General features: G+C 41.9%; 17 protein-coding genes. 4 read left to right on the top strand and 13 right to left on the bottom strand.

Going from position 1 to position 25,208, the window contains the following annotated elements; all coding sequences use genetic code 11:
- Positions 1-15: 15 nt before the first annotated feature.
- From yjgA to L2672_RS05355, 3 genes are all read left to right on the top strand, one after another.
- On the top strand, positions 16-564 hold the full coding sequence (yjgA, locus tag L2672_RS05365; protein WP_248994805.1) for a ribosome biogenesis factor YjgA: 549 nt from the start codon (positions 16-18) through the stop codon (positions 562-564).
- Between the two features lie 165 nt (positions 565-729).
- Entirely contained in the window at positions 730-1,611 is an 882-nt protein-coding gene (locus L2672_RS05360) for a LysR family transcriptional regulator (protein ID WP_248995101.1), read from the top strand.
- Between the two features lie 143 nt (positions 1,612-1,754).
- Complete coding sequence (locus L2672_RS05355) at positions 1,755-2,252, top strand: hypothetical protein (RefSeq protein WP_248994804.1); 498 nt, start codon at positions 1,755-1,757, stop codon at positions 2,250-2,252.
- A gap of 105 nt (positions 2,253-2,357) precedes the next feature.
- On the opposite strand, the gene L2672_RS05350 is transcribed toward L2672_RS05355, so the two are convergent.
- The 5 genes from L2672_RS05350 to tldD all read right to left on the bottom strand — a co-directional run bounded on the left by L2672_RS05350 (position 2,358) and on the right by tldD (position 8,933).
- Positions 2,358-3,506 (bottom strand): ABC transporter permease, encoded by a 1,149-nt coding sequence (locus tag L2672_RS05350; protein WP_248994803.1) that lies wholly within the window; start codon positions 3,504-3,506, stop codon positions 2,358-2,360.
- A complete protein-coding gene (locus tag L2672_RS05345; protein ID WP_248994802.1) occupies positions 3,503-4,699 on the bottom strand; it encodes an ABC transporter permease in 1,197 nt (398 codons plus the stop codon). Before L2672_RS05345 ends, L2672_RS05350 begins: the two co-directional genes overlap by 4 nt.
- Positions 4,700-4,704: 5 nt before the next feature.
- Positions 4,705-5,685 carry an HlyD family secretion protein gene (locus tag L2672_RS05340; RefSeq protein ID WP_248994801.1) on the bottom strand — a complete coding sequence of 327 codons (981 nt, stop codon included), beginning with the start codon at positions 5,683-5,685 and terminating at the stop codon, positions 4,705-4,707.
- On the bottom strand, positions 5,672-7,186 hold the full coding sequence (locus L2672_RS05335; RefSeq protein ID WP_248994800.1) for a TolC family protein: 1,515 nt from the start codon (positions 7,184-7,186) through the stop codon (positions 5,672-5,674). The genes L2672_RS05340 and L2672_RS05335 overlap by 14 nt, the downstream gene beginning before the upstream one ends.
- Before the next feature lie 298 nt (positions 7,187-7,484).
- Positions 7,485-8,933, bottom strand: coding sequence for a metalloprotease TldD (gene tldD / locus L2672_RS05330; protein ID WP_248994799.1), 1,449 nt, complete (start codon positions 8,931-8,933; stop codon positions 7,485-7,487).
- Between the two features lie 531 nt (positions 8,934-9,464).
- Here tldD and L2672_RS05325 point away from each other — a divergent pair.
- Positions 9,465-10,547 carry a fimbrial protein gene (locus L2672_RS05325; RefSeq protein ID WP_248994798.1) on the top strand — a complete coding sequence of 361 codons (1,083 nt, stop codon included), beginning with the start codon at positions 9,465-9,467 and terminating at the stop codon, positions 10,545-10,547.
- 33 nt (positions 10,548-10,580) lie between these two features.
- Here the strand turns inward: L2672_RS05325 and L2672_RS05320 are convergent, their stop codons facing one another.
- The 8 genes from L2672_RS05320 to L2672_RS05285 form a co-directional block, all read right to left on the bottom strand.
- Entirely contained in the window at positions 10,581-11,420 is an 840-nt protein-coding gene (locus L2672_RS05320) for a carbon-nitrogen hydrolase family protein (RefSeq protein WP_248994797.1), read from the bottom strand.
- Entirely contained in the window at positions 11,344-15,648 is a 4,305-nt protein-coding gene (locus L2672_RS05315) for a YhdP family protein (RefSeq protein ID WP_248994796.1), read from the bottom strand. Before L2672_RS05315 ends, L2672_RS05320 begins: the two co-directional genes overlap by 77 nt.
- Positions 15,648-17,138, bottom strand: a complete 1,491-nt coding sequence (rng, locus tag L2672_RS05310; RefSeq protein ID WP_248994795.1) for a ribonuclease G — start codon at positions 17,136-17,138, stop codon at positions 15,648-15,650. The genes L2672_RS05315 and rng overlap by 1 nt, the downstream gene beginning before the upstream one ends.
- Positions 17,139-17,216: 78 nt before the next feature.
- Entirely contained in the window at positions 17,217-17,801 is a 585-nt protein-coding gene (locus tag L2672_RS05305; protein WP_248994794.1) for a Maf family protein, read from the bottom strand.
- 77 nt (positions 17,802-17,878) lie between these two features.
- The gene (gene mreD, locus L2672_RS05300) at positions 17,879-18,370 is read right to left on the bottom strand and encodes a rod shape-determining protein MreD (protein ID WP_248994793.1); all 492 of its coding nucleotides are present in this window, start codon (positions 18,368-18,370) and stop codon (positions 17,879-17,881) included.
- Positions 18,367-19,311 carry a rod shape-determining protein MreC gene (gene mreC, locus L2672_RS05295; protein ID WP_248994792.1) on the bottom strand — a complete coding sequence of 315 codons (945 nt, stop codon included), beginning with the start codon at positions 19,309-19,311 and terminating at the stop codon, positions 18,367-18,369. The genes mreD and mreC overlap by 4 nt, the downstream gene beginning before the upstream one ends.
- A gap of 80 nt (positions 19,312-19,391) precedes the next feature.
- Positions 19,392-20,441: a rod shape-determining protein gene (locus L2672_RS05290; protein WP_248994791.1), complete on the bottom strand. Its 1,050-nt coding sequence runs from the start codon at positions 20,439-20,441 to the stop codon at positions 19,392-19,394.
- Positions 20,442-20,620: 179 nt separating this feature from the next.
- The gene (locus tag L2672_RS05285) at positions 20,621-25,186 is read right to left on the bottom strand and encodes a DUF6701 domain-containing protein (RefSeq protein WP_248994790.1); all 4,566 of its coding nucleotides are present in this window, start codon (positions 25,184-25,186) and stop codon (positions 20,621-20,623) included.
- Between the last annotated feature and the right edge of the window lie 22 nt (positions 25,187-25,208).

Genomic DNA, 25,208 nt, shown 5'->3' with positions numbered 1-25,208 from the left:
TGAGGTTTTAAGATTATGAAAATTGTTGGTGATTCTGAGCACTTTCAGCAACCCTATGATAACGATGAAGACTACGTCAGTCGTACTGAGTTTAAAAAAGAAAGTGAAGAAGCGCAGGCTCTAGGGTTACGTTTAATTGCACTGAGTAAAAGCCAATTAGACAAGTTAGAACTAGATGAGTTTCTATATGATGCGGTGTTAAAAACCAAATCGATTAAACAAAAAACGGAAGCCTACCGCCGCCACTTGCAATATATTGGCAAGCTTATGCGTGGTTATGACCATGAACCCATTCAAGCTGCATTGGATAAGGTGCTCAATAAAAACAATAATGAAGCGGCAAAAGTGCAGATTTTTGAGAAATTACGTGACCGTTTATTAGCTGATGGCGACACTGAAATTCAAATGTTATTGGATGAACATCCACACTTAGATAGACAAAAGCTGCGTCAATTAGTCCGTCAAACTAATAAAGAACTGTCTAAAATGGCCGAGCAGCAAATAGAGCAGTCAAAGTCAGCAAAAGAATTGTTTAAATATTTGCGCAGCGAAATTGAACAATAACCGCCTTTTTGCACCAAAATGGTGCACTGACAACAATCAGTGCACTATTTTATAGAGCTTTAACACAACCACTTCGTAAGCCATTGAAAAATAATGTACAACACTTGGCTCAGGCCTTGCTTAGCTAAATAGTCTCCATAACCAGTAGAGTATTTCATGCTACCTTTGCACACGTCGTTAAGGGGGCTACGCTGTTTTTGCGTTGCCGCTGAGTGTTTAAGTTTTAAAGAAACCGCTAAACGGTTATTTTTAACCCCATCTGCAGTTAGTCATCAAATAAAGCAACTTGAAGAGCATCTTCAACAACCGTTGTTTATTCGTCAAACTCGCGCAATTACTTTGTCAGAAACTGGGCAACAATTTTACCAACGTATTGCACCATTAATGACCCAGCTTTGTGACACCGTTAGTGAGTTTAATCAAACCCAAATACCGCTAGAAGTAAGTATTTCAATGCCGGAGTTTTTTGCTAGCGAGTTATTTGTGCCACAGTTAATTGGCTGGTCATCTAAGTATCCCAACATTAATTTGAAGCTTGATACCATTAAAAGTCGCAGTGAACAGCAAACCAATACTGACTTGTCCATTGTGTTATCGGGTAAAAGGCACAACCAACCTCACGCCTATGATTTATTTCCTTTAGAGTATGTTCCAGCTTGCAATAAAAATCTGTATCAACACATTGTTCATAAAGGGTATTCAGCCCTAAGCGAAACCCCTCTCATTTTGCATAAAGCTAGACCTTACGCTTGGCACCAATGGGCAGAAAATATTGGTTTTGATGAGTTTAAACCACAACAGATTATTCAATTAGACAGTATGTTTAGTGTTGCCAGAGCGGCTGAACAGGGTATTGGAATTGCACTCATTCCCTTGCCGATTAGTCAGACGTGGTTTGATAACCAAAACCTCATTCGATTATTTGATCAAAGCCTAACCAGCCATGACAGATACTATTTGATCAACCATCAAACAGAAACTCCCACAAGAGAAGTGCAATTATTAATTGAGTGGATTGTAGACAAGTTCAAACACCACCTCGGTTAATGGAAACTAGTCATTTAATGAGGCTGCTAGGCATAAGTGAATTTATTTCAACTATTGCAGCAATTTTTCTCGTTTGTCAGCAATGAATGATTTTCCTAAATTAGGCGTGTAGCAAGTGCTACTACTCATAAAGGGATAGAGACATGACTAAATCAAACTTATCGAAATTAATTGCAACCAGCCTATTAGCATTAACGGCAACAAGTGCTTCTGCTGATGTTATCGAAACTTCACCTTATAAAATGGTAGTCATTGAAAACACTCCAGGAGTTGATGCTTTACAATCTGGTAATGTTTCAGAAGGCGTAGCAATTACCCGCGCTGCGAGTAAACATGAAATTGATAGCTATACCCGAAACCTTAATTTGTGTGTCGGTTATACTCGTTTATCGAAACTAGATGAAGCTAAAAAAGCCTGTACTGATGCGGTGAAAACTGCACGATATGCCATAGCTGCACCTGATGTTGACTTAAAAGCCTATGCTTATAATAACCGTGCTGTAATGAAGTTATTAGCTAATGACAACCTAGGCGCACTAGAAGACTTCAGAAAGGCTGCTAAAGTCAGTGATGAAGCTATCTATTCAGACAACCTTAGCCGTTTAGAGTCAGCCATTAATGCCACTGAAACTGGAGTGTAATCATTTGGAAGATGACCAACAACGACAGACAAGCGTAAATAATCCATAAGTCATAGGCAGTTAACCCGGTTAGTTGCCTATTTTTTATGTTCTTTTTCAGCTTATTTATTGGTTGATACTTTCAGCTTCTGATTGGCGATGCTTAATTCCCCACCAAGCCAGCAAACAGGCCAGTGCAAAAATGCCCCATAATTGTATCCAGTGGCTTAAAATTGCAGACCAACCAGCCCCCATTTGATTTAACTTCAACATGGCATTCATTGCCGGAATGGCCGGTATAATTTGTGATATCACGACTAACGGCTCAGGGATCAATGCAGTAGGCCAAACAAACCCCGCCACAAATAGAATAGGCATAGAAGACAATAAATAAATTTGGGTGGGAATATCGCGGCGAACAAACAAGCAACTTAATGCAACCCCCACCGCGCCAGTGGCTAATAAAAATGGCAATATCAGTAAAACGGTTTCAATAAAAGAGCCCAACATACTCACTTGATAAGCATAAAAACAGTAGCCAATATAGAAGCTAGCAAACAACAGATATAAACTGGTAAACATAGCTAGCCTAACTGACAGTAGTTTCAACGGTTTTACCTCTAGCCAATAGCCTTTATTTCGCCACTGCCCCGCCCCTAAAATGCCGGTACCTATTAATAAAGTTTGATGCAAAATTAATAAAAATAATCCAGGCACAACATAAGGCGTATAACCCAAACTGGGGTTAAAAACAGGCACGGCATTCAGGTTCACAGGGCTTAGACTTTTTTGAGCCATAGCTGGGTTTTCTCCTCTAGCTAATAACCCAACCAATTGCACTTGCTTGCTAGCATCCATACCTGCTTCCACCAGCCCTTCAGCCACCGCGGAATAAATTAAAAAGTAACTGGCATCACCGCCATAACTTAATGTGGCGCCTTTGCCTAACATTAAATTACGTCTAAACCCGCTAGGGATGACCAACAAACCATGAGCATGCCCTTGTTGAATCAGGTGTTTGGCTTCATCAATATTGGTTGCATGGGAAACTATTTGAATTTTCGGGCTAGCATCAGCATGTCGAATAAGCTTACGGCTTAACGAAGAATTGTCATGATCAACCACCACTACGGTTTGCTCCGTCGGCACTTGGTTTAAATAAGGTAAAGGATAAAGCACTGAATAAAACACCACGCCGCCAAACAAAGTGACCACAATGGCTTTGTCAGCTAATAATGCTCGCCATTCAGCAAAATACAGTTGTAACAAGCTCATTTATCCTCCTCTGTAATTTGCTGAATAGCACGGCTACTGAAGTTAGTATTCTCTGCTGATAATGGCGTTTTATTAGCCTTAAGCCATAAAACTACCACCACAGGTATTAAAGGTAAAAACATCCAATAAGAGACTAACTGGCCAATCACTTCAAGGGGATCAGCGCCATAACTGATTACATTTACGTGAGTGTCGATATAATGACTTGATGGCATGACTAAGCGCCAATACTGAGCAATCGTCGGCATTTCATTAATTGGAAAAGTGATACCCATAAAAGCAAACGCAGGAGCAAATAAAGCGGTGCAAAAACTCACGCAGCGGGCAGGCTCTTTCATTATTAAGAAAATCAACGTCACCAATAGCCATAATGCCAACAACATGACCGCCTGTGATACCACCAGCACCCCAACTTCACCAGCATGAGGCAAGCTTAAATATTGATATAACAACACTAAAATAAAGCTGCTGTGTAATAACATGATAGGTAGAAATACCATACATTTTGCCAGCACTCTTACCCACAAATCGTGAGGTAACAACACTTGGTTTTGCTGAGTTATCAGCTCTCGATTAAGCGCATTGGTAAAAATCATCATCGCCAAAAGCTGCCACAACGCAATTAACACCGGCGGAACTAAAAAACCCACATAATTGTTATTACGATTAAATAACGCTGTAGTTTGGCTAGATACGGGTGATAAATTCACTGCCACACTGGCGTGATTAACCCCAGACAGCAGCAGTTTTTGCGCCGCAGTTTTTAATAATCCAGCCCCTAAACTCATTTGAATTTGGCTCGAAAGTAATTTACCCACTAATAAATATTGGCTGTTATAACGGATATCAATTGTGGGGGAACGACCTGTTATTAGCTGTTGTTTGAATTGGTGCGGGATCACGACAACTGCATAAACACTCGCTTGGCGCATCGCATCCTGTGCTTGGGTGAGGTCGGCATAAGATTCTACGCTAATTACTGAGTTAGCGGTCATTTGCCGAGTCAGCATTCTTGATATTTGGCTGTTATCTTGGTCAACCACCGCCACGGGTAACTGTTTGGGTAACCCCGCACTAAATAACCACCACAAACATAAAATACTCACTATAGGAATATAGCTCACTAAGGCAACTTGCCAAGGTGATTGCCATAATGCTGCCCATTCCTGTTTTACGTAAGCGATAATACTCACGGTATTTACTCGACGCTATATTGATATAACACCGACATACCTACACGTAAATCTGCAATAGGTTGCTTAGGTGTCAGTTCAACTTTAAAGGTGCGCATATCAAAATCGTGGCCACTTTCAGTGGAACGCCACGTGGCAAAATGCCCCATAACACTCACATGGCCCACAACAAATTGATGGCTTTGATTTAAGGCAGGAATCGTTAAGGTCACTTCTTGGCCTTTTTTAAAGTCTGCTAATTGGTCTTCACGCACTTGCAAAATAGCCCATGCATCTTGCATGTCAATTAAACTCACCACAGGAAAACCACTTGGCGCGAGCTCTCCTGCTTGCAACAAGACTTCACTCACCTCTGCGCTAATAGGCGAGCGCATTTGGCTGTCTGCCAAAATAGCACTGACTTCTTTAACCGCTCCTTCGGCCATTCTTGCGTTACCTGCAGCGGCGGCTTTCGTTTCTACTCGAGCCCCTTCTTGCGCCATTTGGTACATGGCTAACGCGGCTTGCTCGGTGTATTTTGCCGCTTGCCATTGAGTGTAGGCTTCGTCGCGTTTTTGTCTGGCAACTACGCCTTCAGAAAATAAATTTTCTACTCGTTGATAGGTTTTTTCCATCAACTTAGCCGCGGCTTGTGCTTTACGCCATTGCTCTTGAGCTGCGGTGATCTCTTGCTGTCTGGCACCATTTTGCGCTTCAGTTTGTAAGGCTTTAGCCGCATCACGGCCACCTTCAGCTTGCATTAATTTTGCGTCTAATTCTGGGCTACTTATGGCAAAAAGTAAGTCACCTTGGTCAACTTTATCACCGGTACGCACCATAACTTGCTCAACTCGCCCAGGGACTTTAGAGGACACATTGTATTCTCGTGCTTCAATTTGCCCTTGTAAGGTTTGAGGTTTTGGGGTGTACGCTAACCATAACCCATAGGCTAAAAATACCGCCAAAAAACAAAACGCAACAACGGCAACTAATTTATTGGCTCGCATGGGTTGGCTCCTGATGTGTCATTTGCATATTAGTACGGTTAATAAATTCATCTATTTGACCACTCACGGCCATGAGCTTGGCATAGGTTTGAATATAACGATATTTCGCCCCTAACTGCTGAGTCTTCACTGCAGCTAGCTTTAACTCAGCATCCACTCGGTCAATTGAAGTTGATAAGCCTTGATTAAATGCCAACTCTCTTAATTTCAAGTTTTCTTGCGCCAGTGCTAATGAAGTGTTTAAGGCATTTATTTCTTCTAATGCTTGCATCATTTGTCGGTATTGCTGCTCAACTAACAAGCTTAAATCTTGTTGAGTTTGCGCCTTAGTATGCCTTGCTTGTAATAATGCGCTTTTAGCAGCTTGTACTTTACCGCTATGACCGTCACGGCTAAGTAAGGGCACTTTAACTCCAACACCAACCATCCAATCAGGCTCTATTTGCGAAAATAGGCTGTCATCTTTATAAAGGGTGTAATTACCGTATAAGAACACCGTAGGGTAATATCCGCCTTTTTCTAAATCCACCAGCCCATTGGCTTGCACTTCCTTAGCTTCTAATAACTTTAATGCTGGATGGGTTGTGATTGTTAACTGATTAAAACGAGATAATGTGGGTTGTTGTTGAAGGGTAAATAACGACGAAGCTGGCTGAACTTGACGCTGATTCAACATACTAGCTAAGGCAATTTGAGTCATCTCATGCTGACGTTTTGCGCTGGTCCAATTCACTTTGGCATTTTCTAATGCGACCTGTGCATTTAAGCGTTCTACTTTTGCAATTTGCCCTTGTTGCTCAAGTTTTTTTGCATGATCTGCATGTAAAGTTAACGACTCAACTAACTGGTATTGGGTTTCCGTTAGTGCTGCAGTGACGGCAACGCCATAATAACGCTCAACTAGTTGAGAAAATAAGTCACGTTGGCTTAATGCCAATTGCTGTTCTTGCTCAACGACTTGAGCAGCTTGAATACCTTGAGCAGCAGTAATTTTGCCGCCAGTATAAATTGGCCACATCGCTTGTAAACTAGAACGAAATACATCTTGCTCGGTAAATGGAGTCACAAATAACGACCCAGGTATTGCGCCAATTGCCTGCCCTAAAGCCGGTGGTAATTGTGCCGGATCAATAGCCGCCAGTGGGTTAAGATCCCTTAAATCTAACTCTATCGGTTTTTCTAAATGAGTATACGAACCCGTTAAATCAATTGAAGGATAATTAAGTGACTTACCAGCATCTTGTTTGGCTAAGGCACGGTTAACCTGTTGTTGTTTAGCTTGAAGTGTATTGCTGACATTCAAAACCGTTTGCCAAGCCTGTGCAAAGTTCACTTTTGCAATGGGTTCTGAATGCGTTGGTTCTAAGGGGGCTGTAGCCTGTAACGGCAATGATATTAAGGCTAAAGGAAGTATCACCCGAGCCAATAGTCTTGAGCGCCCAATAGGCGGATTACATGATAGATTTTCACTATTATGTGTCAGATTAATCTTTTGTTCCATGTCGTTCATCACCATGTAGAGCTTTTACTCTAATAATTATATGAAGTATAACTGACTAACTGATTATTGGCATTATATTCGATTTATTTTAGTTATTTTTAACTCGGTAATTGTCACTAATTTTGCTTAATTATGATTAAGCCGATTATACGTTCAACAATCAAATATTGATTAATTGAATATCACTTTATAAGGTCATCATTATTTAGTGGTTTTAAAATGGGTACTGAACCTCACAGCTAACAGCTCATATACCCATTTTGTAATTCATATTAAGATTAGCAATAATTTTAATATGTTACGCGGTTCCACCTACTGTTAAACGATCTAACCTCAGGGTCGGCTGGCCAACGCCAACAGGCACGCTTTGACCATCTTTACCACACACCCCGACACCTTTATCTAAAGCAAGGTCATTGCCTACCATTGATATTTGGCTCATGGCTTCGGGGCCATTACCTATAAGGGTAGCGCCTTTGATAGCTTGAGTGACTTCACCATTTTCAATCAAGTATGCTTCAGAAGCTGAAAATACAAATTTACCCGAAGTGATATCAACTTGACCGCCACCAAAATTAGGCGCGTAAATGCCTTGTTTAACGGACTTGATAATGTCGGCTGGATCAGACTCGCCCGCTTCCATGTAAGTATTGGTCATTCTAGGCATCGGTAAATGCGCATAAGATTCACGACGGCCATTACCTGTTGATGTTTGTCCCATTAAACGCGCATTGAGCTTATCTTGCATGTAGCCTTTTAAAACACCCTTTTCAATAAGGGTAGTCCGTTGAGTCGGCACGCCTTCATCGTCTATGCTCAGTGAGCCACGGCGATCATTTATAGTACCATCGTCAATGACTGTGACTAAACTTGATGCAACAGGTTGGCCCACTTTACCGCTAAACGCACTACTGCCTTTACGATTAAAATCACCTTCTAATCCATGCCCAACTGCTTCATGTAATAACACACCTGGCCAACCACTACCCAATACAACGGGCATTTCACCTGCCGGAGCATCAATGGCATTGATGTTCACTTGGGCTTGTCTTACTGCTTCACGGGCAAATTCAAAACTGATGGGCAGTCCAGCATCATCTGTGGTTAAAAAGCGACTGTAATCATGTCGGCCACCACCGCCTGCGCTGCCACGTTCGCGCTTGCCATTTTCTTCTAAAATAACACTGCAGTTAAAACGAACTAGCGGGCGCACATCTGCGGCGAGTGTACCGTCACTGGCAGCGACTAATATTTCTTCATGAACACCAGACAAGCTAACAACCACTTGAATAACCCGAGAGTCTAAACTGCGAATATAAGCGTCTGCTTGTTTTAATAAATTAATTTTGGTGGTTTCGTCCATTGCAGCAATGGGGTCCGCACTATCATAAAGCTTAATGGAATCTGCACGGCTAAAGGCTTTAACTTGATGCTGCTGGCCTGAAACGGCAATGCCTCTTGCAGCTCTTGCTGCGGCATCTAATGCTGCGGGGGTAATTTCATCGGCATAGGCGAAACCGGTTTTTTCACCCGTAATAGCACGCACTCCCACACCCCGTTCGATGTGAAAACTGCCTTCTTTGATAATACCGTCTTCTAATACCCAAGATTCGTGACGGCTCCCCTGAAAATAAAGGTCTGAAAAGTCAATTTGATGTTGGTGAATAATGCTTAAATAATCTTGTAAACCATCTAATGTTAATCCACCTTGGAATAAGCTTTGTTCAACTTGCGATAAAAAAGGCATTCATATTCTCTTTATTCAATCTAATCTGCCCACAATACACCTTAGATAAAGCAGCTAATGTGGGGACAATAAAACGATTATGCCTTAACAAAAACATTTTTTGGCGAATTTCTGCCTTTTTTGAAAAACTCTCGACGATTTTGGTATACAGATAAGACATCAAATTTAATACCCCCATTAAATTTGTAGAAATTTAATTTAAATACAACTACTGATTTGCTTTAAGTGCCACCATAAAATCAAGTAGTTTACATTCAATAACTTGTGATGTTAAAAGGACACTTTTAATTCATAAACAAACATTTTAATACATTTGTATCCCCATCAGTCTTTCTAAATTTTAGAAACAAATCCACCATCTAAAAAAACAACCTTTCACCTTAAAAAACAAACGCTAACCCTTTTAATAAGAATTAATAATTATTATTAGCAAGCGATAACCGCCATCTCCAGAGTTTTAAAAAAAAACTATGAGATAATTAGGATGTTACTTTGCCAGCAAGTTAGTTTAGTCAGCGTGAGGATGGATATATGAATGTTCAAAGCCGTAGTGTTACTTTAACTACAAAAACAAATAAACCTAGTAGGCACCCCTCCCTTCGAGAGCCTTGGAAGTGGCTATTATTTTTATCCTCTCTTGTAGGTATTCTTTTTAGTACCCATACTCTTGCTGCTGGTGTTCCGCCTATCTGCACTGAAAACTGGACTGAAACTCATATTGATATGTCTGGCGGCACTGGGGTAATAAAAATGCCCCCACCTTCAGTTTATCCCCAAATAATCACTAATTGGATACCACTAGGATTACAAACTGTATTTAGTTGTCGATACCAAAGCCAGGCCTATGATGCGACTGAATACCTATTAATGCCTAAAGAGTTTGATTTTACAGGAGGACCCGTTTATGAAACGGGGATCGAAGGTGTCGGCGTACAAATACAGGTAAGAGGTTCTGGGGCTGGAGGGCTTTCAGGTTTTTATAACTTCCCTTGGCAGCCAAGCTGGTCACCAAGCTCTGGGTATTCCAGAGATATTGATTTTAGATTTGAACCTCGTCTTCGTTTAGTTACCACAGGAAGTCATGTAGGTGCTGTCACAACGCCACAAATTGACCTAGGTCGTTTTTGGATTCATCGCCACACTATTGCTAACGATAGACATACGACTCCCTTTCAATTTGGTATAAAAGGCGGTACAAGATTAGTTTACGATAATGCTTGTACTGTTTTAACCCCTGATACCAATGTCGATTTTGGTAATATTAAAGCGTCTGATTTACCCGGTGTAGGTAGTGTTGCAGCAAGAAGAACATTCTCTATTCCGTTTCAATGTCTCGCTAAAGGCAGTGTTAAGTTGCGTTTTGACGGAACCACAGTCGCGTCAAATGAATATGCTTTAGCCACCACTGGGACGGCAAGCGGAGTCGGAGTTCGAATTTTATATAACGCATATGTAAAAAAATATGGAGTAGGTACTGAGTTTAACATTATCGATGCCGCATCTACACCGACTAATAATTTTGAATCTTATTTTCAAGCGGATGTAATCCGAACTGGGCCATTGACTCCTGGAACCTTTACCGCCACAACAACATTTACCTTACTGTATCCGTAACGTTACTGATTAATTTAAACTCAAGAGGCGCACCTAGTTGAAGTTAGCTAATGTGGGGGCAATAAAACGATTATGCCCTTGCACAGGCATTTTTTGGCGAATTTCTGCCAATAGTTGTAAGTCTATTTCAGCCTGAACCCAACCAAGCCCTTGATCAAGTTCGGCTATTACTTTACCCCAAGGGTCGACTATCATGCTGTGTCCCCAGGTTTCTCGGCTACCTTGATTATGCTGTCCCCATTGTCCCGCACCGAGTAAATAACATTGATTTTCAATGGCACGAGCTTGTAATAAAACTTGCCAATGGGCTTCACCTGTGACACGAGTAAAGGCTGAAGGAAGGGCGATAATTTCCGCTCCTGCCATTGTTAAAGCGCGGAATAAATCAGCAAAACGAATATCATAACAAATAGCCAAACCAATTTTACCAAAGGGAGTGTCTACCACGGTAACTCGATGACCTGGGTGAAAGGTATCACTCTCTCGATAAACTTTAGTCCCGTCGGCAACGTCAACATCAAACAAGTGTAATTTGTCATATGAGCCTAATGTGGCTCCTTGATCATCAAATAAATAACTGCGGCTATATACTCGGTCGTCATCAGCTTTCATTGGAATGGTCCCAGCAACCATATACACTTTATGTTGTTTTGCTAATTGAGATAAGGCCTGTTTGAGCTCGCCACTATCGTCAGTTCCTGCATATTGAAGCTGTTGCGACTCATGGCCACCAAACAATAAACAACACTCAGGTAACACCACCAGTTGTGGTTGTGATTCTTGACGAGGCAACAGCTCAAGCTGCTTGTTGATAAAAGCAAGATTGGCTTGAACATCTCTGCTGCTTTGACATTGTAACAAACTGACTTGCATTGCTATCCCTATTCACATTTTGCTTGTTGTATGGCTCTATGACAGCATAGATGCTTTTAGTATTGGCTGCTACGTTAGTAACCACATTAGTAGAATGCTGCTGTTGTGTTTTTGATTTTGGCTCTGATTGTAGTTCTGATTGATTCGTTGATTGCTGCGGATCTTGTTCAACCTTAACTTGTGGCTGTTGGGTATCAATTTGTTGTTGAACTTGGGGTTCAGTAACACCAGGATTTAACGGTGCAGATGATGATTGACTCGCTGGAACCGCTTCAGTTGAATGATTGTCATCCATAACATTCACTCCATTTTCGCGCAAAATCGATTCAGGAATTTCAATTTCTTTACTTTTACGCTCAAGCTCCTGTAACTCAGGTGAATCCATGGTGCCTGTTAATCGAAAACGAATTTCTGAAATCACCTCAATAACAGGTTCAAGTACTTTTGTCAGAGCAAACGCTCCTATTCCCAAGGTCCATGCACTGGTACTCAAAAACACCACTGTAGGTACACTTGAGGCAAGTTGCGGTACAAAACGAATATCATAATTTAAACTTTGGGTCGTTAAATCAGTAAATCCACGCACTCGCATAGTACCGGCCACCGCGTCCATTTCTGTATCGGTGGTTTTAACTACGCCATCTTGAATAGCTAGATTTCCGTTAAAGCTGTCAAAATAGAGCCCTTTACCAAACACATCTGAAAAATCGAAAGACAGTTTACGTAAGATAGAATCGAGGCTAAACAGCGAGAAAATTCGCGCTCCCTTATCACTTATCTCTGACAAATGGCCTTTACCAAAATCAAACTTCAGCTGGCCATTTAAGGTCTCTAGAGAAAAGTCATAAGGAGCACCTTGCCACGAAAAATCACCCACTAATTTTAGAGGCGCATTCTGTAAACCTGGATTAATGCCCAACATAGTAGATAACGTGTCAAATTTTGCCGCAGATAAGTCGACATCAAATTGGGTTAGCGGGCCAGTAGCAGTGTTTTTCCAGGTCCCTTTACCCTGAAAATTAACTATTTTATTCGGCTCTGTTAGTGATATTGTTTGGAATATATATCCATCTGCCGACGGTGTTGCTTGCATTTCTAAATGGCCGAATTGCATATCAAAGACTTTAAAATCATCGACATCAACTGCCAATGGCGGCATATTCTGAAGCATAGAGTCTGGACTTTTTCCGCCATTTTCTTTGGTTTTAAAGTGAGGTGATAAATGCAATTTGTCAGCAACTATTTTTATGCCTTGTTCGCGCCAACTGGGGTAAAAGTCCACCCGACCTACAAATTGTTCTGAATCCACATCAAAACGCCAAATATCTTCTAATGGTTGAGCTAATAAATTTAACTGAGTAAAGTCTTGGGCTAATAAATTAAACTTCCTCACCTTAGCGTTAATTTGCACTAATGGCGGAAAAACCCCTGCCACTTTGGTATCTTCACTTTGCTGACTTGCTGAACCTTTTTTAATAAATCGATCAATAATAGGTTGCCATTGATCAAAGTTGGCTTGTTTGAAATCAACATGTATTCGACCAGCTTGCTTAGCTAATTTATCACCCAATTTAAATTGGCGGCCCAACATTAACTCATAAAATGCTAAATGTTGTTCTTCATCACTAAAGCCGCCCCAAAACTCTGCTTGATTAGCCAACTTGATACTTAACGCAGACTGTTTGTTATCACCCAATAATTCCGCAGTGATCAACCGAGGTTCATCAGCAGCTTTGGTGTAGGGCCGAGGTAAATTAACACTGACCCCATTTAAGTCTGACTCGGCTTGGGCTCTAATACTGTAACCTTGATCGCCAAACATCATCATTAAATGTCCGGTCCAATCAAATTCACCTTGGTAATAATCACTCAGCGGAGTTTCGAAGCTTTGGGGCAAACTGGCAAGATCCCAGCGGCCATCAAATTCCACATCCAATACCAGTTGTTTATTTCTATTTTTGGTTTCAAAACTAAATTGCAATGGCTGCGAGAATAACTGAGCATGAAGGTTTTGCCCCGAAACTAAACTATTTTTGAAACGAACTCCGCCAGTAACTTCAGTTAAATGCACCCCAGGTTTACTGATAAATACAGGATTATTTTCAAAATTCACAGCCCCTTTAATCAGCGGTTTTTGGCCTTCGTATAATGGAATAGATAAATCTAACTGCACATTAATATCTTGGCTTATTTGCACCACCGCTAATGTTTCACCCACATTAGATTTAAGTGGTGAGTCATTGATTACCGCTGTCGCGTGTTGCGCCTCAGTGTGCAAGTCCCCGGTTACCAACAATAATGATTTTTTTCCTAGCTCAGGAATAATCACCTTAGCACCATCTACAGCCACTTTACCGAGCTTTCCTGTATTAATAGTTAAATCCATTAACTTGTTTTCAAATATTGCGGATAAGTCTAATTCAGTCACCTCTGGCCAGTCGGGTTGGAACTTAAATTGACCTTCAGTTAAGTCAAATTCAGCCTGAAATATGCCATTATTTTGTGTATATGGATATTGATTAAACGCCCCATGCCAAACCACTTGAGCTTGATGAATTTGCCCTGCCTGTAAGCCTGAATCTAGATAACTGACCAAATTGGGAGACATGGCCATTAACGGGAAATAATTACTGGCTTTAGTGACATCTAGAATATCGAGATTAGCCGCTAAAGCCATATGTGCGTCGGCTGAAAAATCCATTTTTAACGCAGCATTAAGCTTAATGTCATCATTACTAAAACGAATACTTTCAGCAGTTAATTGCAAAGTTTGTGGATTAAACTTTGCTGTTAATGCCTGCCCAGTTAAGGCCAACGGTTGATTAAAGCCACCCGCAAAGTCTATTCGATAAGCTTGCTGCGGTAACACTGCGGTTAATTCATTATCAGTCCAAATTAATTGTGCATCAATTGGGCTTAACCCAGGAATCTTGCTAATGGGTTGCCACTCTAGTTTATTCAGGTTGGCTGTGGCTAACCAAGGTTGGTCGATTGGCTTATATAATTTTATTGGCCCAATATTCCCTGTTAATTTGATATCTTGCCAAAGCGCAACTTGTTTACGACCAAAATTTGGGATCAAGGGTAACAACGGTGCAATATGCTGCACATTAATTTGATTAACTAATGCAAACATCTGTTGCTGCTTAGAGGCTAAAATGACATCAACTTTTGGCCAATTTTCACCATTAGATGTCATCAACAAATCATGACTTTGAAGATGCCATCCTTGTGCATTTTTTTGCCAAGTGATCACTCCGGATTGAATATCAAAGCGCTGCATGGTTTCAGGGTTGACTTGAACTTTTTTTGAAACCTTTGAAACTAACTTTTGACCTAGCGTTTTAGTATGCGACTCATCATTATCGTGCCATTGTAACCAGCTGGGCTTAAACAGGAGATAACCGTCATCAACACTACGGTTAGCAAAGTTGAACCACGCTTCAATATTCACCACACCTTCAAAATCAATGTTATCTATATTAATTTTCGGGTTCGATCTCCTAGAGGCCCATTTACCAAGATCTAACGCTTCTGCCGCCAGATAAATTTCACCTGTGAGTGAATCAGGTTTATAACCATCTCCCTTCAATGCGATTGCCAATGAAAGCGATTCTTGTTGAGAGGCATCTTGGTCTATATACACTAAGCCTTTCGCCCTGTGCTCATTTGGCGTATTTAACCACTCTAAATTTTCAACAAAAATTGGTTTAAAGTCATGCTGACCATTGAACAATTGTACCGTAACATCGTTAATGGAAAAGTGCGCCAACTGCTCAAGTAATAATGCATATAACCAATCTAAATTAGTGTTTGATGAGGGTGTTTTAGCTGATGTTGGCAGTTCATCTAAATGAATCGCCACATCGACACCATCAAAACTGACGGTTTCAATTTGCGGGCTGAGGGTTAATAAAGATTGCCAAAAATCGAGCTTAATATGTACTTGATCACTGATTAGCGTAAAGGGAATATTTTGTTGTGGTGGCAAAACCAATTGATTAATGGTTATCGATGGACCATAAGCTTGCCATTTTGCTGAAAAGTCCCCTATTTGTATAGTGAGATCATATTGCTCATCTACATAGGTGAGGATATCTTGGCGAACTTCTGGCACATGGGGTAATAAGCCGCGAATTAAACTCACAGCAAGGGCAAAAAGTACTAGCAATATTGCCAGTATCTGAAAAGTAATGCGTCCAAATGTCGCCAAGTGTTGCAATGACACTACATCATCACCACATCATATTTGTTTTGCGCATACATAGTTTCGTTTTGCAGACGAATGCGTTTACCAATGTAAACTTCCAGCTCAGCTAATAAATGACTCTCGTCTCCACTTAAACTCATGTATACCGCGGGTGAACAGTACAATAAAAATTCATCTGCTTTATAAGCACGATTTAAGCGAATGATTTCACGAAAAATCTCATAGGATACAGTTTCAACGGTTTTCATTGAGCCCGTGCCTAAACAAGCAGGACATTCAGCGCAAACCACATGTTCAAGACTTTCACGTGTACGCTTACGCGTCATTTCAACCAAGCCTAAACCAGAAAAGCCACTGACACTGGTTTTAACTCTATCTAACACCAACGCTTCATTCAGGCTATCGAGCACTCGCGCTTTATGCTCATCATTCAACATATCGATAAAGTCGATAATAATGATGCCACCAAGGTTACGTAATCTTAATTGCCTTGCAATGGCTTGAGTCGCTTCTAAGTTGGTATTAAAAATGGTTTCTTCAAGGTTACGATGACCAACAAAGGCGCCGGTGTTAATATCCACTGTGGTCATGGCTTCTGTCTGGTCAATAATCAGGTAGCCACCTGACTTTAACTCGACTTTTCGGCCAAGTGCACGCTGGATTTCATTTTCCACATCATAGAGTTCAAAAATGGGCGCAGGGCCTTCATAAAGCTCTATTTTGTCTTCAATTTCAGGCATAAACTCTTGCGCAAATACCTTTAAATCTTTAAAGGTTCGACGCGAGTCCACTTGAATATGGTCTAAATCACTGCCTACAAAGTCACGAATAATTCTGACCTGTAATGCTAAATCTTGATACAACAAACACGCGCCTTTGCGTTTACGACGTTCGCTGACTTTGCTCCAGACGCGACGTAAAAATGCCGCATCTTGAGCCAACTCCTCTTCGCCAACGTTTTCCGCGGCGGTGCGAATAATAAACCCACCGTCATCGTCAACATAAGGTGTGGTGATTTGCTTTAAACGTGCTCTTTCTTCTTCTGAATCAATTCTTTGTGAAACACCAACGTGACTAGAGCCTGGCATAAAGACTAAGTAACGAGACGGTAAAGTAATGTCGGTGGTCAATCTTGCGCCTTTAGTGCCTAAAGGATCTTTAACCACTTGCACGATAATATCTTGCCCCTGACGAACCAGTTCGGCAATATCACGTACCACAAAGTTACCCTTTTCAACATCGGCAACACACTCAGTATGAGGCACGATATCTGATGCATGTAAAAAGGCGGCTTTTTCAAGACCAATATCCACAAACGCCGCTTGCATACCGGGTAATACACGACTAATTTTGCCTTTATAAATGTTGCCTACTAAACCCCGTTTCATACGTCGTTCAATATGCACTTCTTGCAAAACGCCATGCTCAATTAATGCGACCCTTGCTTCTGTCGGGGTTACATTAATCAGTAGTTCTGAACCTTTCTTACCCTGTGCTTTACTATTCATAAGCCACCAGTTTTACATCGTTTTCATGCGTTAAGTGTCATTAAAAAATCAGTCATCAGACACCGTTTGGGGAATGTATTATACCTGTTGTATTTGTTGCATTAGCTGTCTTGTTTCTACCAAAGGTAAGCCAACAACGGCAGAATAACTGCCTTTAATTTCTGCAACAAAACAACCACCAATGGCTTGAATACCATAAGCACCAGCTTTATCCATAGGCTCTTGAGTCTCAATATAGGCGTGTATTTCAGCATCAGTTAGCTGATTAAAAGTCACATCAGTAATACATAATCGACTTACGGTATGTTGGCCGTTGGTAATGGCAACCGCCGTCATCACTTGATGAGTATTCCCTGATAATTGCTGTAGTATTCGTTTAGCATCTTGAGGGTCGACAGGCTTGCCTAAAATTGCGCCATTTAACACCACTGATGTATCAGAGCCTAACACCTTAGGGTTGGGAAATACTTGCGCGAGTGTTAAACCTGCTTGAGCCTTTTCAATGGCTAAACGCGTGACATAATCCGCAGCAAGCTCATTTTCAAATGGCGTTTCATCAATGTCTGGTGCAACTTGCTCAAAAGAAAAATCAGCGATTGAAAACCCCGCTTGAGCGAAAAGTTGTTTTCGTCTAGGGGAGGTTGACGCTAATACCCAAGTCATTTGCAAGTTTCTCCATTACCATTTAAAAATAAAAATACCCAGTGGCTTAGGTAAGCACTAAACCCTTAAATAATAACTTACCTGACTTTATATCGATGACGAATATTTCTTAGCATCCAAAATACCCACCACCAAATTAACATGCTAGAAATGGCAGGTAAAAACATATCAGTGCTAAAAGCACTGTCACCAACAACGACAAATTCAGTCCAATAAACGATAAGGTGGTATATGCAGATAAATATCGCAATAACTAATGTTTGCTGCCATCGAGGGAAATTACGTAAGCGCTGAAAGTGAAGTTCAACCGCATAAATGACCAGTGCGAAAGCTAAGCCTCTCACGCCTAGGGTCGCACCCAACATGACATCAAGTAATACCCCGAGTACCCATGCGGTTAAAATGCTGTATCGATGAGGTAACGCCATCCCCCAATAAATCATCACCATTAATAACCAGTCAGGGCGCCAAGCAGCTGCAATTTCTGGTAGCGGCATAATTTGGAACATCATCCCTATAAAAAGGGTAATCCAAACAACTAAACGACCATTAGCTATGTGAGCACTCATTGACTCACCTCTGGGTTTTGTGATGCGGATGGAGTGTCATTGGCTTCTTCAGACTGCACATCTTCTGCTGAATCCGTTTTTAATGATTGATTTTCTTCAACTGATATCGGCACAAGCGGAGTATTATCTTCTTCATCAGGCCAAATGAGTAACACATAACGAATCCGATCAAGCGCGGCTAAAGGCTGAGCATTGATGACCGCATAACTTTGGCCATCATCACGGGCCACCGACATTACCCGAGCAACAGGATAGCCTTCAGGAAAGCGATCCCCTAAACCTGATGTGACTAACAAGTCTCCGGCAATAATATCGGTGCTTTTAGCCACATGACGCAGTTCAATTTCATCAATATCTCCGGTGCCATTGGCAATCGCTCGCACATCATTGCGGGTGACACGAACCGGAATACCATGAGTAGAGTCTGACACCAGCAACACGCGACTGGTCAGTTCATTAACCTCAATCACCTGGCCGACGACGCCCTTGGCATCAACAACAGGTTGGCCAACGTAAACGCCCGTTCGCGTGCCGTGATTTAGCACCACAAGCTGTCTGAACGGATCACTGGCCACTTCCATGACTTCAGCAACCACTTTTCTGGAATCCATATGAACCGGCGAGCCTAATAATGCTCTTAGGCGTACGTTTTCTTGGCGAAGGTGTTCAAAACGTTGTAAACGCTCTGACATCAGTAACTGTTGTTCCATTAGCACTTTATTTTGTGCCGATAACATTTTACGAGTGGCAAGTGCTTCGGCTGACCAATCAAGCATGGCACCAGGAACATTAGCAAGATATTGAAGAGGACTAAGCACGGTAGACAAAGATTGACGAATCGGCTCTACACGATCATTAGCAACAAACAAAACCACCGACAAAATAATTGCCAGTGTTAAGCGAAATTGATGAGATACACCACGTACAAAAATTGGTTTCATAAAAAATAATACGGCGAAGTTCGCACATTCTTATGGCGCTGGCCAAAGAGTTTACAAACATCGCCGCTGAGTGGGTTCATTTAGTTCTCTTCTGAGAATAAATCCCCACCATGCATATCGATCATTTCTAATGCTTTACCACCGCCACGAGCCACACACGTTAATGGCTCATCAGCAATCATGACTGGAATTCCACTTTCTTGCATTAATAAGCGGTCTAAATCACGTAATAGTGCACCACCACCCGTTAGTACCATACCGCGCTCAGAAATATCAGAGGCTAATTCTGGTGGAGATTGCTCTAATGCCACCATGACGGCGCTAACAATGCCAGAAAGTGGCTCTTGTAACGCTTCAAGAATTTCATTGCTGTTAAGGGTGAAGCTTCTTGGTACACCTTCAGCTAAATTACGGCCACGTACTTCAATTTCAAGCACTTCATCGCCCGGGTAAGCTGTACCAATAGTATGTTTAATTCGCTCAGCGGTAGCTTCACCAATCAAGCTGCCGTAATTACGGCGAACGTAGTTGATGATGGCGTCATCAAATTTGTCACCACCAACACGAACAGAAGAAGAGTACACTACACCATTTAACGAGATAATTGCGACTTCAGTTGTACCACCACCGATATCAACAACCATTGAACCCGTGGCTTCTGACACCGGTAAACCCGCACCAATTGCAGCAGCCATAGGCTCTTCAATTAAGTAAACTTCACGAGCCCCTGCACCCATCGCTGATTCACGAATAGCACGGCGTTCGACTTGAGTAGCCCCCACAGGCACACACACTAAAACACGCGGGCTTGGGCGGAAAAAACTGTTGTTGTGCACTTGCTTAATAAAGTGCTGTAACATTTTTTCGGTCACGTAAAAGTCAGCAATAACACCGTCTTTCATTGGACGAATAGCTTGAATATTGCCAGGAGTACGACCTAGCATCTGTTTAGCATCTGTCCCCACCGCCGCTACAGACTTCTGACCATTACTATTTCGCTCACCACGAATAGCAACAACAGAAGGTTCATTTAACACGATCCCTTCGTCGCGAACGTAAATTAGAGTGTTTGCCGTACCTAAATCGATCGATAGGTCGTTAGAAAAAATGCCGCGCAGCTTTTTGAACATGTATCAGGCCTGTATTCTGTGAAGTCAGATGAAAAAAAATCAGCTAACTTTATCAATGACACCTCCAATCTACAAGACCGAGAGGGTGAACAATTGCTAATCTGGCGCTTTTTTTTGCAAAAGTGTCATTAATCTCTATAAACTGACCATAAAAATCGTTTTAATCACCCTTTAAAATCTTATTGAGAGACCTCTTGCCAATAAATAACTCTGTCATGACCTCTATATCGACCAAAAAACGCACTAGCTTCAGGATTAACTAATAGATTTGGAGAACTGGTTTGATAATTCCAATACCATTGTAACCAAGTATCGACCACAAGTGGCGATTTAACTTGACCACGATATGGGTTGCTGCCGGTATTCTGCCAATATAGTAACATTTCACCGTTACTGATATCAGTCGAATTATCACTTCTAGCAACGGTTTCGCCAGTGCCTAAAGCGGGCGAATAAGTTTCATCTCCGGTTAATGGAGCATTGATAACAGAACAACTATCAGCCACATTTACCCCCCAAGCTGCGCCATTCCAATATTGGGCATAAACAGGCATTTCTAATATTTCATTTTCAGGGCCATAAGTGTTATCCATAATCACCCGTCCATGACGCAAATCTTGTTGGGTAATACGTTTTGCATTACAGGTGTTGGTCGGCGTTGTGCAGTCCCCACTAATATCCGCACGCATATCTGGGTCAGCTACAAAAGCATAGTCACCGTCATTATCAAATACTTGTACGCCTATATCTAAACCAGAAAAAGGCCCATCTACATTAGGCGCACTTGTTCTAGCAAAATTTGCTTGATAGCTGGCATCAACGGTAGCAACACCGGCCACCCAAGACCCTGCACTAACAGGTAACGCACTTAATCGATTAGATAATTCAACCCCATCATTATTGTTTTCACCCACTAACTGGGCGTTTCCTTTGGCAAAGCTGTGTTGATAATTTTGAGTTACAGCCGAAAAGGTATTGAAGGCACTGATATTCATCGACATAGCAAACGGCTGATCCATATAGCTAAAACTATTACAGGCCGCAATCACACTGACACCACTAATCACAAACCGGTCAGGAACAAATCGCCCAACATTGACCGAACTGGCTTGAGGGATACTGTAAAAACTTGAGCCTAAATAGGTTGCAGGAGGTTTAGCGGTAAACTGGAACACCCCGACTTCACTGATCGATTGTGAAACCGTATTTGTTCCAGAGCTGTTAGCCACATGATTATAATCGCTGTTAGATACACTGCCTAAAACGCCCCCAGAAGGTGCCACTAAATTGGCATCAAGTGAAATATTATCGTGGGCATAATTAGGGGTATTTAGGTTGTCACAATAATTGCTATCGCCATCTGATTGCCACGCTTTAGCTTGCAGCTGCAAGTTAAAAGACTCACCAGCCTTTTTATAGACATTACAGCTACTGTTTCCTGCAGTACATTCAGCGTTGCTGTCTTCTGGCGTCACACACAACCCCACCGGAAAGCTAACAAACTGGTCATCACCTAACATCACCAAACCATCTTCATCGCCAGAGCCGGTATATCTTGCGTCTAATTGCACCTTACCTGCATCTGGGTAGTTAACTTCAATTTCAGCTTGACCTTGGGCATTGAACGCTAAAGGAATTGTGGTTGCTGCCGCACTCGTTTGCCCAATAGCCGTATTATTAACGGTCACTGACTGCGGGTTAATAATGGCGCTGGTATTGGGGTCGCTAAATGTACTCCAAAAATCGATATTTTTACTGACATTTGCAAGACTGGGGACACACTGCTGAGTAATGTCATCTTTTTTCACCGCACTAACAATAATATTAGTTTCAGGTTTATTGGCTAACTTATCAGGCACGTCAAACACAAAGCCGCTGTCATCAAAGGTTAAGGTACAGTTAGCCGCACTGGGTGTTCCCCCTGCAATACTGCACAAGGTTTCACTAAAAGGTTTTGCCCCTGGGCTTGAACCAATCACATCGATAGTAACAGTGCCAGGTGTGTTTTTATTTAACTGTAAAGTGGTTGAGCCACCACTAAAACTCACAACATTACCGCCAACCCAGCCTCCGCCACCGGTAACAGTTGCAGGACTCAATGTTGCGGTAACAAAGTCTGGAACCGTTTGACTACAATCTGCATTAGCACAAGCTTTAATGGTTAAGGTTTCAGGGCCACAGGTCAACCCTGAGCCGGTATGGTCAAACTCAAAATGATCAATCACTACACCAATTGGCGCAGATTTAAGCGCACATATTTCTACGTTATCAATTTCATGGTTATTAGTTGCCCCGCCTGTTGAGCCGGTAATTGACAGTAAAAAGTCATCTGGCACTGCACTTTGCGACGAAATAGCGGCTACATCAAATGCCGGAATAACCTCTTCAAAGCCTGCCCCCGTATTTCGCTCAACACTGACGATAGATTGCCCTAAAACCTGAGAGTCTACGGTGATTCTATATCGATGAGCTGGCACCACATTATTGTTGTCTACTGTCGGTGATAAACAATTGCCAGAGGGGTTAATTGTTCCATTAGCACAAGATCCTCTAAGGTAAGGGTAACCGCTGGTGCCCGAGCCTGAACCACGAATAGCCACCGATTGGCGACGACGACCAGGTCCACTGGGGCCTCCTTCAGCAGAGAAATTACCGTATTCATCAATACCAAAACCTAACCAGCCACCCGCAAAGCCATTAACTGTTGAGCGAGCACCATAACCTAGTGGCCCTCCATAAGCTCCAGCCTGAGGGGTGATCTCTGAGTCTGATAATACAAACGCAATACCATCTGCACCTGAGCCACCATAGGCATAATGGTCAAACTCAATAGTGAATATATTCTCTGCTGCGGGAAATAGTCGTTGATAAGTAGAAGACGTTGCTTGACCTCCTCTTGCCTCAGTAACACGTAAACGATTATTCACTATCGCTGGGGTAAAAGAGCCTTGACTGGTCGAAACTACCCAATCATCGCCAACATCGCTACGGTTAAAGTCATCGGTAAAACATTGTATAACCGGGTTTAATTTTTCAATCGCGATAAAGCTATAACGCTCCCAAATATGACCACGATCAGAATCTCGATAGGTATCCTCATCAATAACCATACTGACATTACTATTGCTAAGCTGACAACGACGCAGCCAGCCACCATCACCACCTCGACGGGTAGTTTTACCCGCCACCAGCATAGGGACATCGGTAAAACCCGTTAATGGCGTGGTGTAGTTACATTGATTATTTAAATTCTGAATACCATTATTAGTGTGTGTTTGGGCATTACCAAAATGATAATTGGTATTTTCACCATTAAGCACCATGCTGCCGCTACCCGAAGCCACGGTCAGATAAGCAATGGTTTCAGGTTGAATTTGATTATTGCTTAAATTCCCCGGCTGACAACGGTTGTTATTAGACCTAACTTCAGAGGTATCCATGGCCAATTGAATACCAGCGTTATTAAATTGCGAGGTACTGGTAAACCAACAGTTATTATTTTGCGTTTGCATTTGATTCAGTAGCACATTTTGGCTACTTGGCAGAGCAACATCAATATAAGGATTATTTGAGCCAATTAAGGCTTGGTCAAATTCAGCCCTGCCTGCTATCAATTGAGTGCCATTCGGTAAATCATAAATCCCAGAGGTCACGGCAATCCAATGGACTTCAGGCATCACATTTGAGGCGACATATCGATTGCTAGGCGAAGGGGGCTCTTGTTGCTCCCAAGTAAAGCCATTCTCAGATACCGTTTTTAATGCAACGGAAGCTGGGCCGTCATTATTAGCATTAGTATCGGTGATGGTTGGCATTAAAAAGACTAGCGGGGTTACCCCTGCAGGAAAGGCATCGTCAAAGGTCACAGTATTACTGGTTGCTTTGCCATATTGAATATGAAAAGTATCAATTGGAGGCAATGCAGAACCAATGTGACCATCACTATTCATGGTTAAATATTTAGCGGTTACTCGACCAAATATTGAGCCAGTATTAAGAGTAATTCTATTTTCACTGTAAATATCAGCATAGATTTCAGCAGGCACATTAGTGCCGTTAATATTTTTGCCATTTAAGGTGAGGTCATTATAAGTGATCACTTGAACACCGGCTTGTTGCAGAGAGTTAATCACCCCACCATTAAGTTGCGAGCTGTCAGAAATAAAAATTCTTACCCCAGAGCTAGCCTCAATTTTACTCGGTGCATCAAGCTGTAATGACTTTATCCAATAATCGCCTGCTGGAAACTGCAAAACCGCCCCGTCCCCAGCACTAATGGCATTAAATCGATAGTCGGTATTAGCGGATGAAAATGTGACGGTACAGTCACTAAATAAGCTTAAACTATTAAATTGTGTTGCCCCTGAATTTCCTAGGTTGATCTGCTCTCCAGAGTTGCAAGAACCGATACTACCTGCCGAGCCATTACTTGATTGAAATGCTTGATTACCATTCATCTTCAAGCCTTCAATTGTACTACCTGTAACCGTACAAGCACGTGTTCCACCAGCAGCAGTATCACAGCTATCATTGGGTAAACCATTGTTGGTATTAATAGAGCAAAAGACTAAATCGTTACCTTGAGTGCCAGAAATATCTGAGCCTGGGTTAATAGTAATCTGCGGAGAATTAATCGTATTACAGCCACTGCTATTAGCAGAATGATGCCCTTGAACAACATTAGGCCAAATTTCTGTTTCATCAATCACATCAAAAGCCGAGGCATGAAAAGTCAGACACCCCAAGATAACCCCAAAAATGTGTCTA

Source organism: Shewanella gaetbuli (assembly GCF_023284065.1).
Lineage (GTDB): Bacteria > Pseudomonadota > Gammaproteobacteria > Enterobacterales > Shewanellaceae > Shewanella > Shewanella gaetbuli.
Note: the sequence above shows the minus strand (reverse complement) of the source record. Positions and strands in the feature narration are given on the sequence as shown.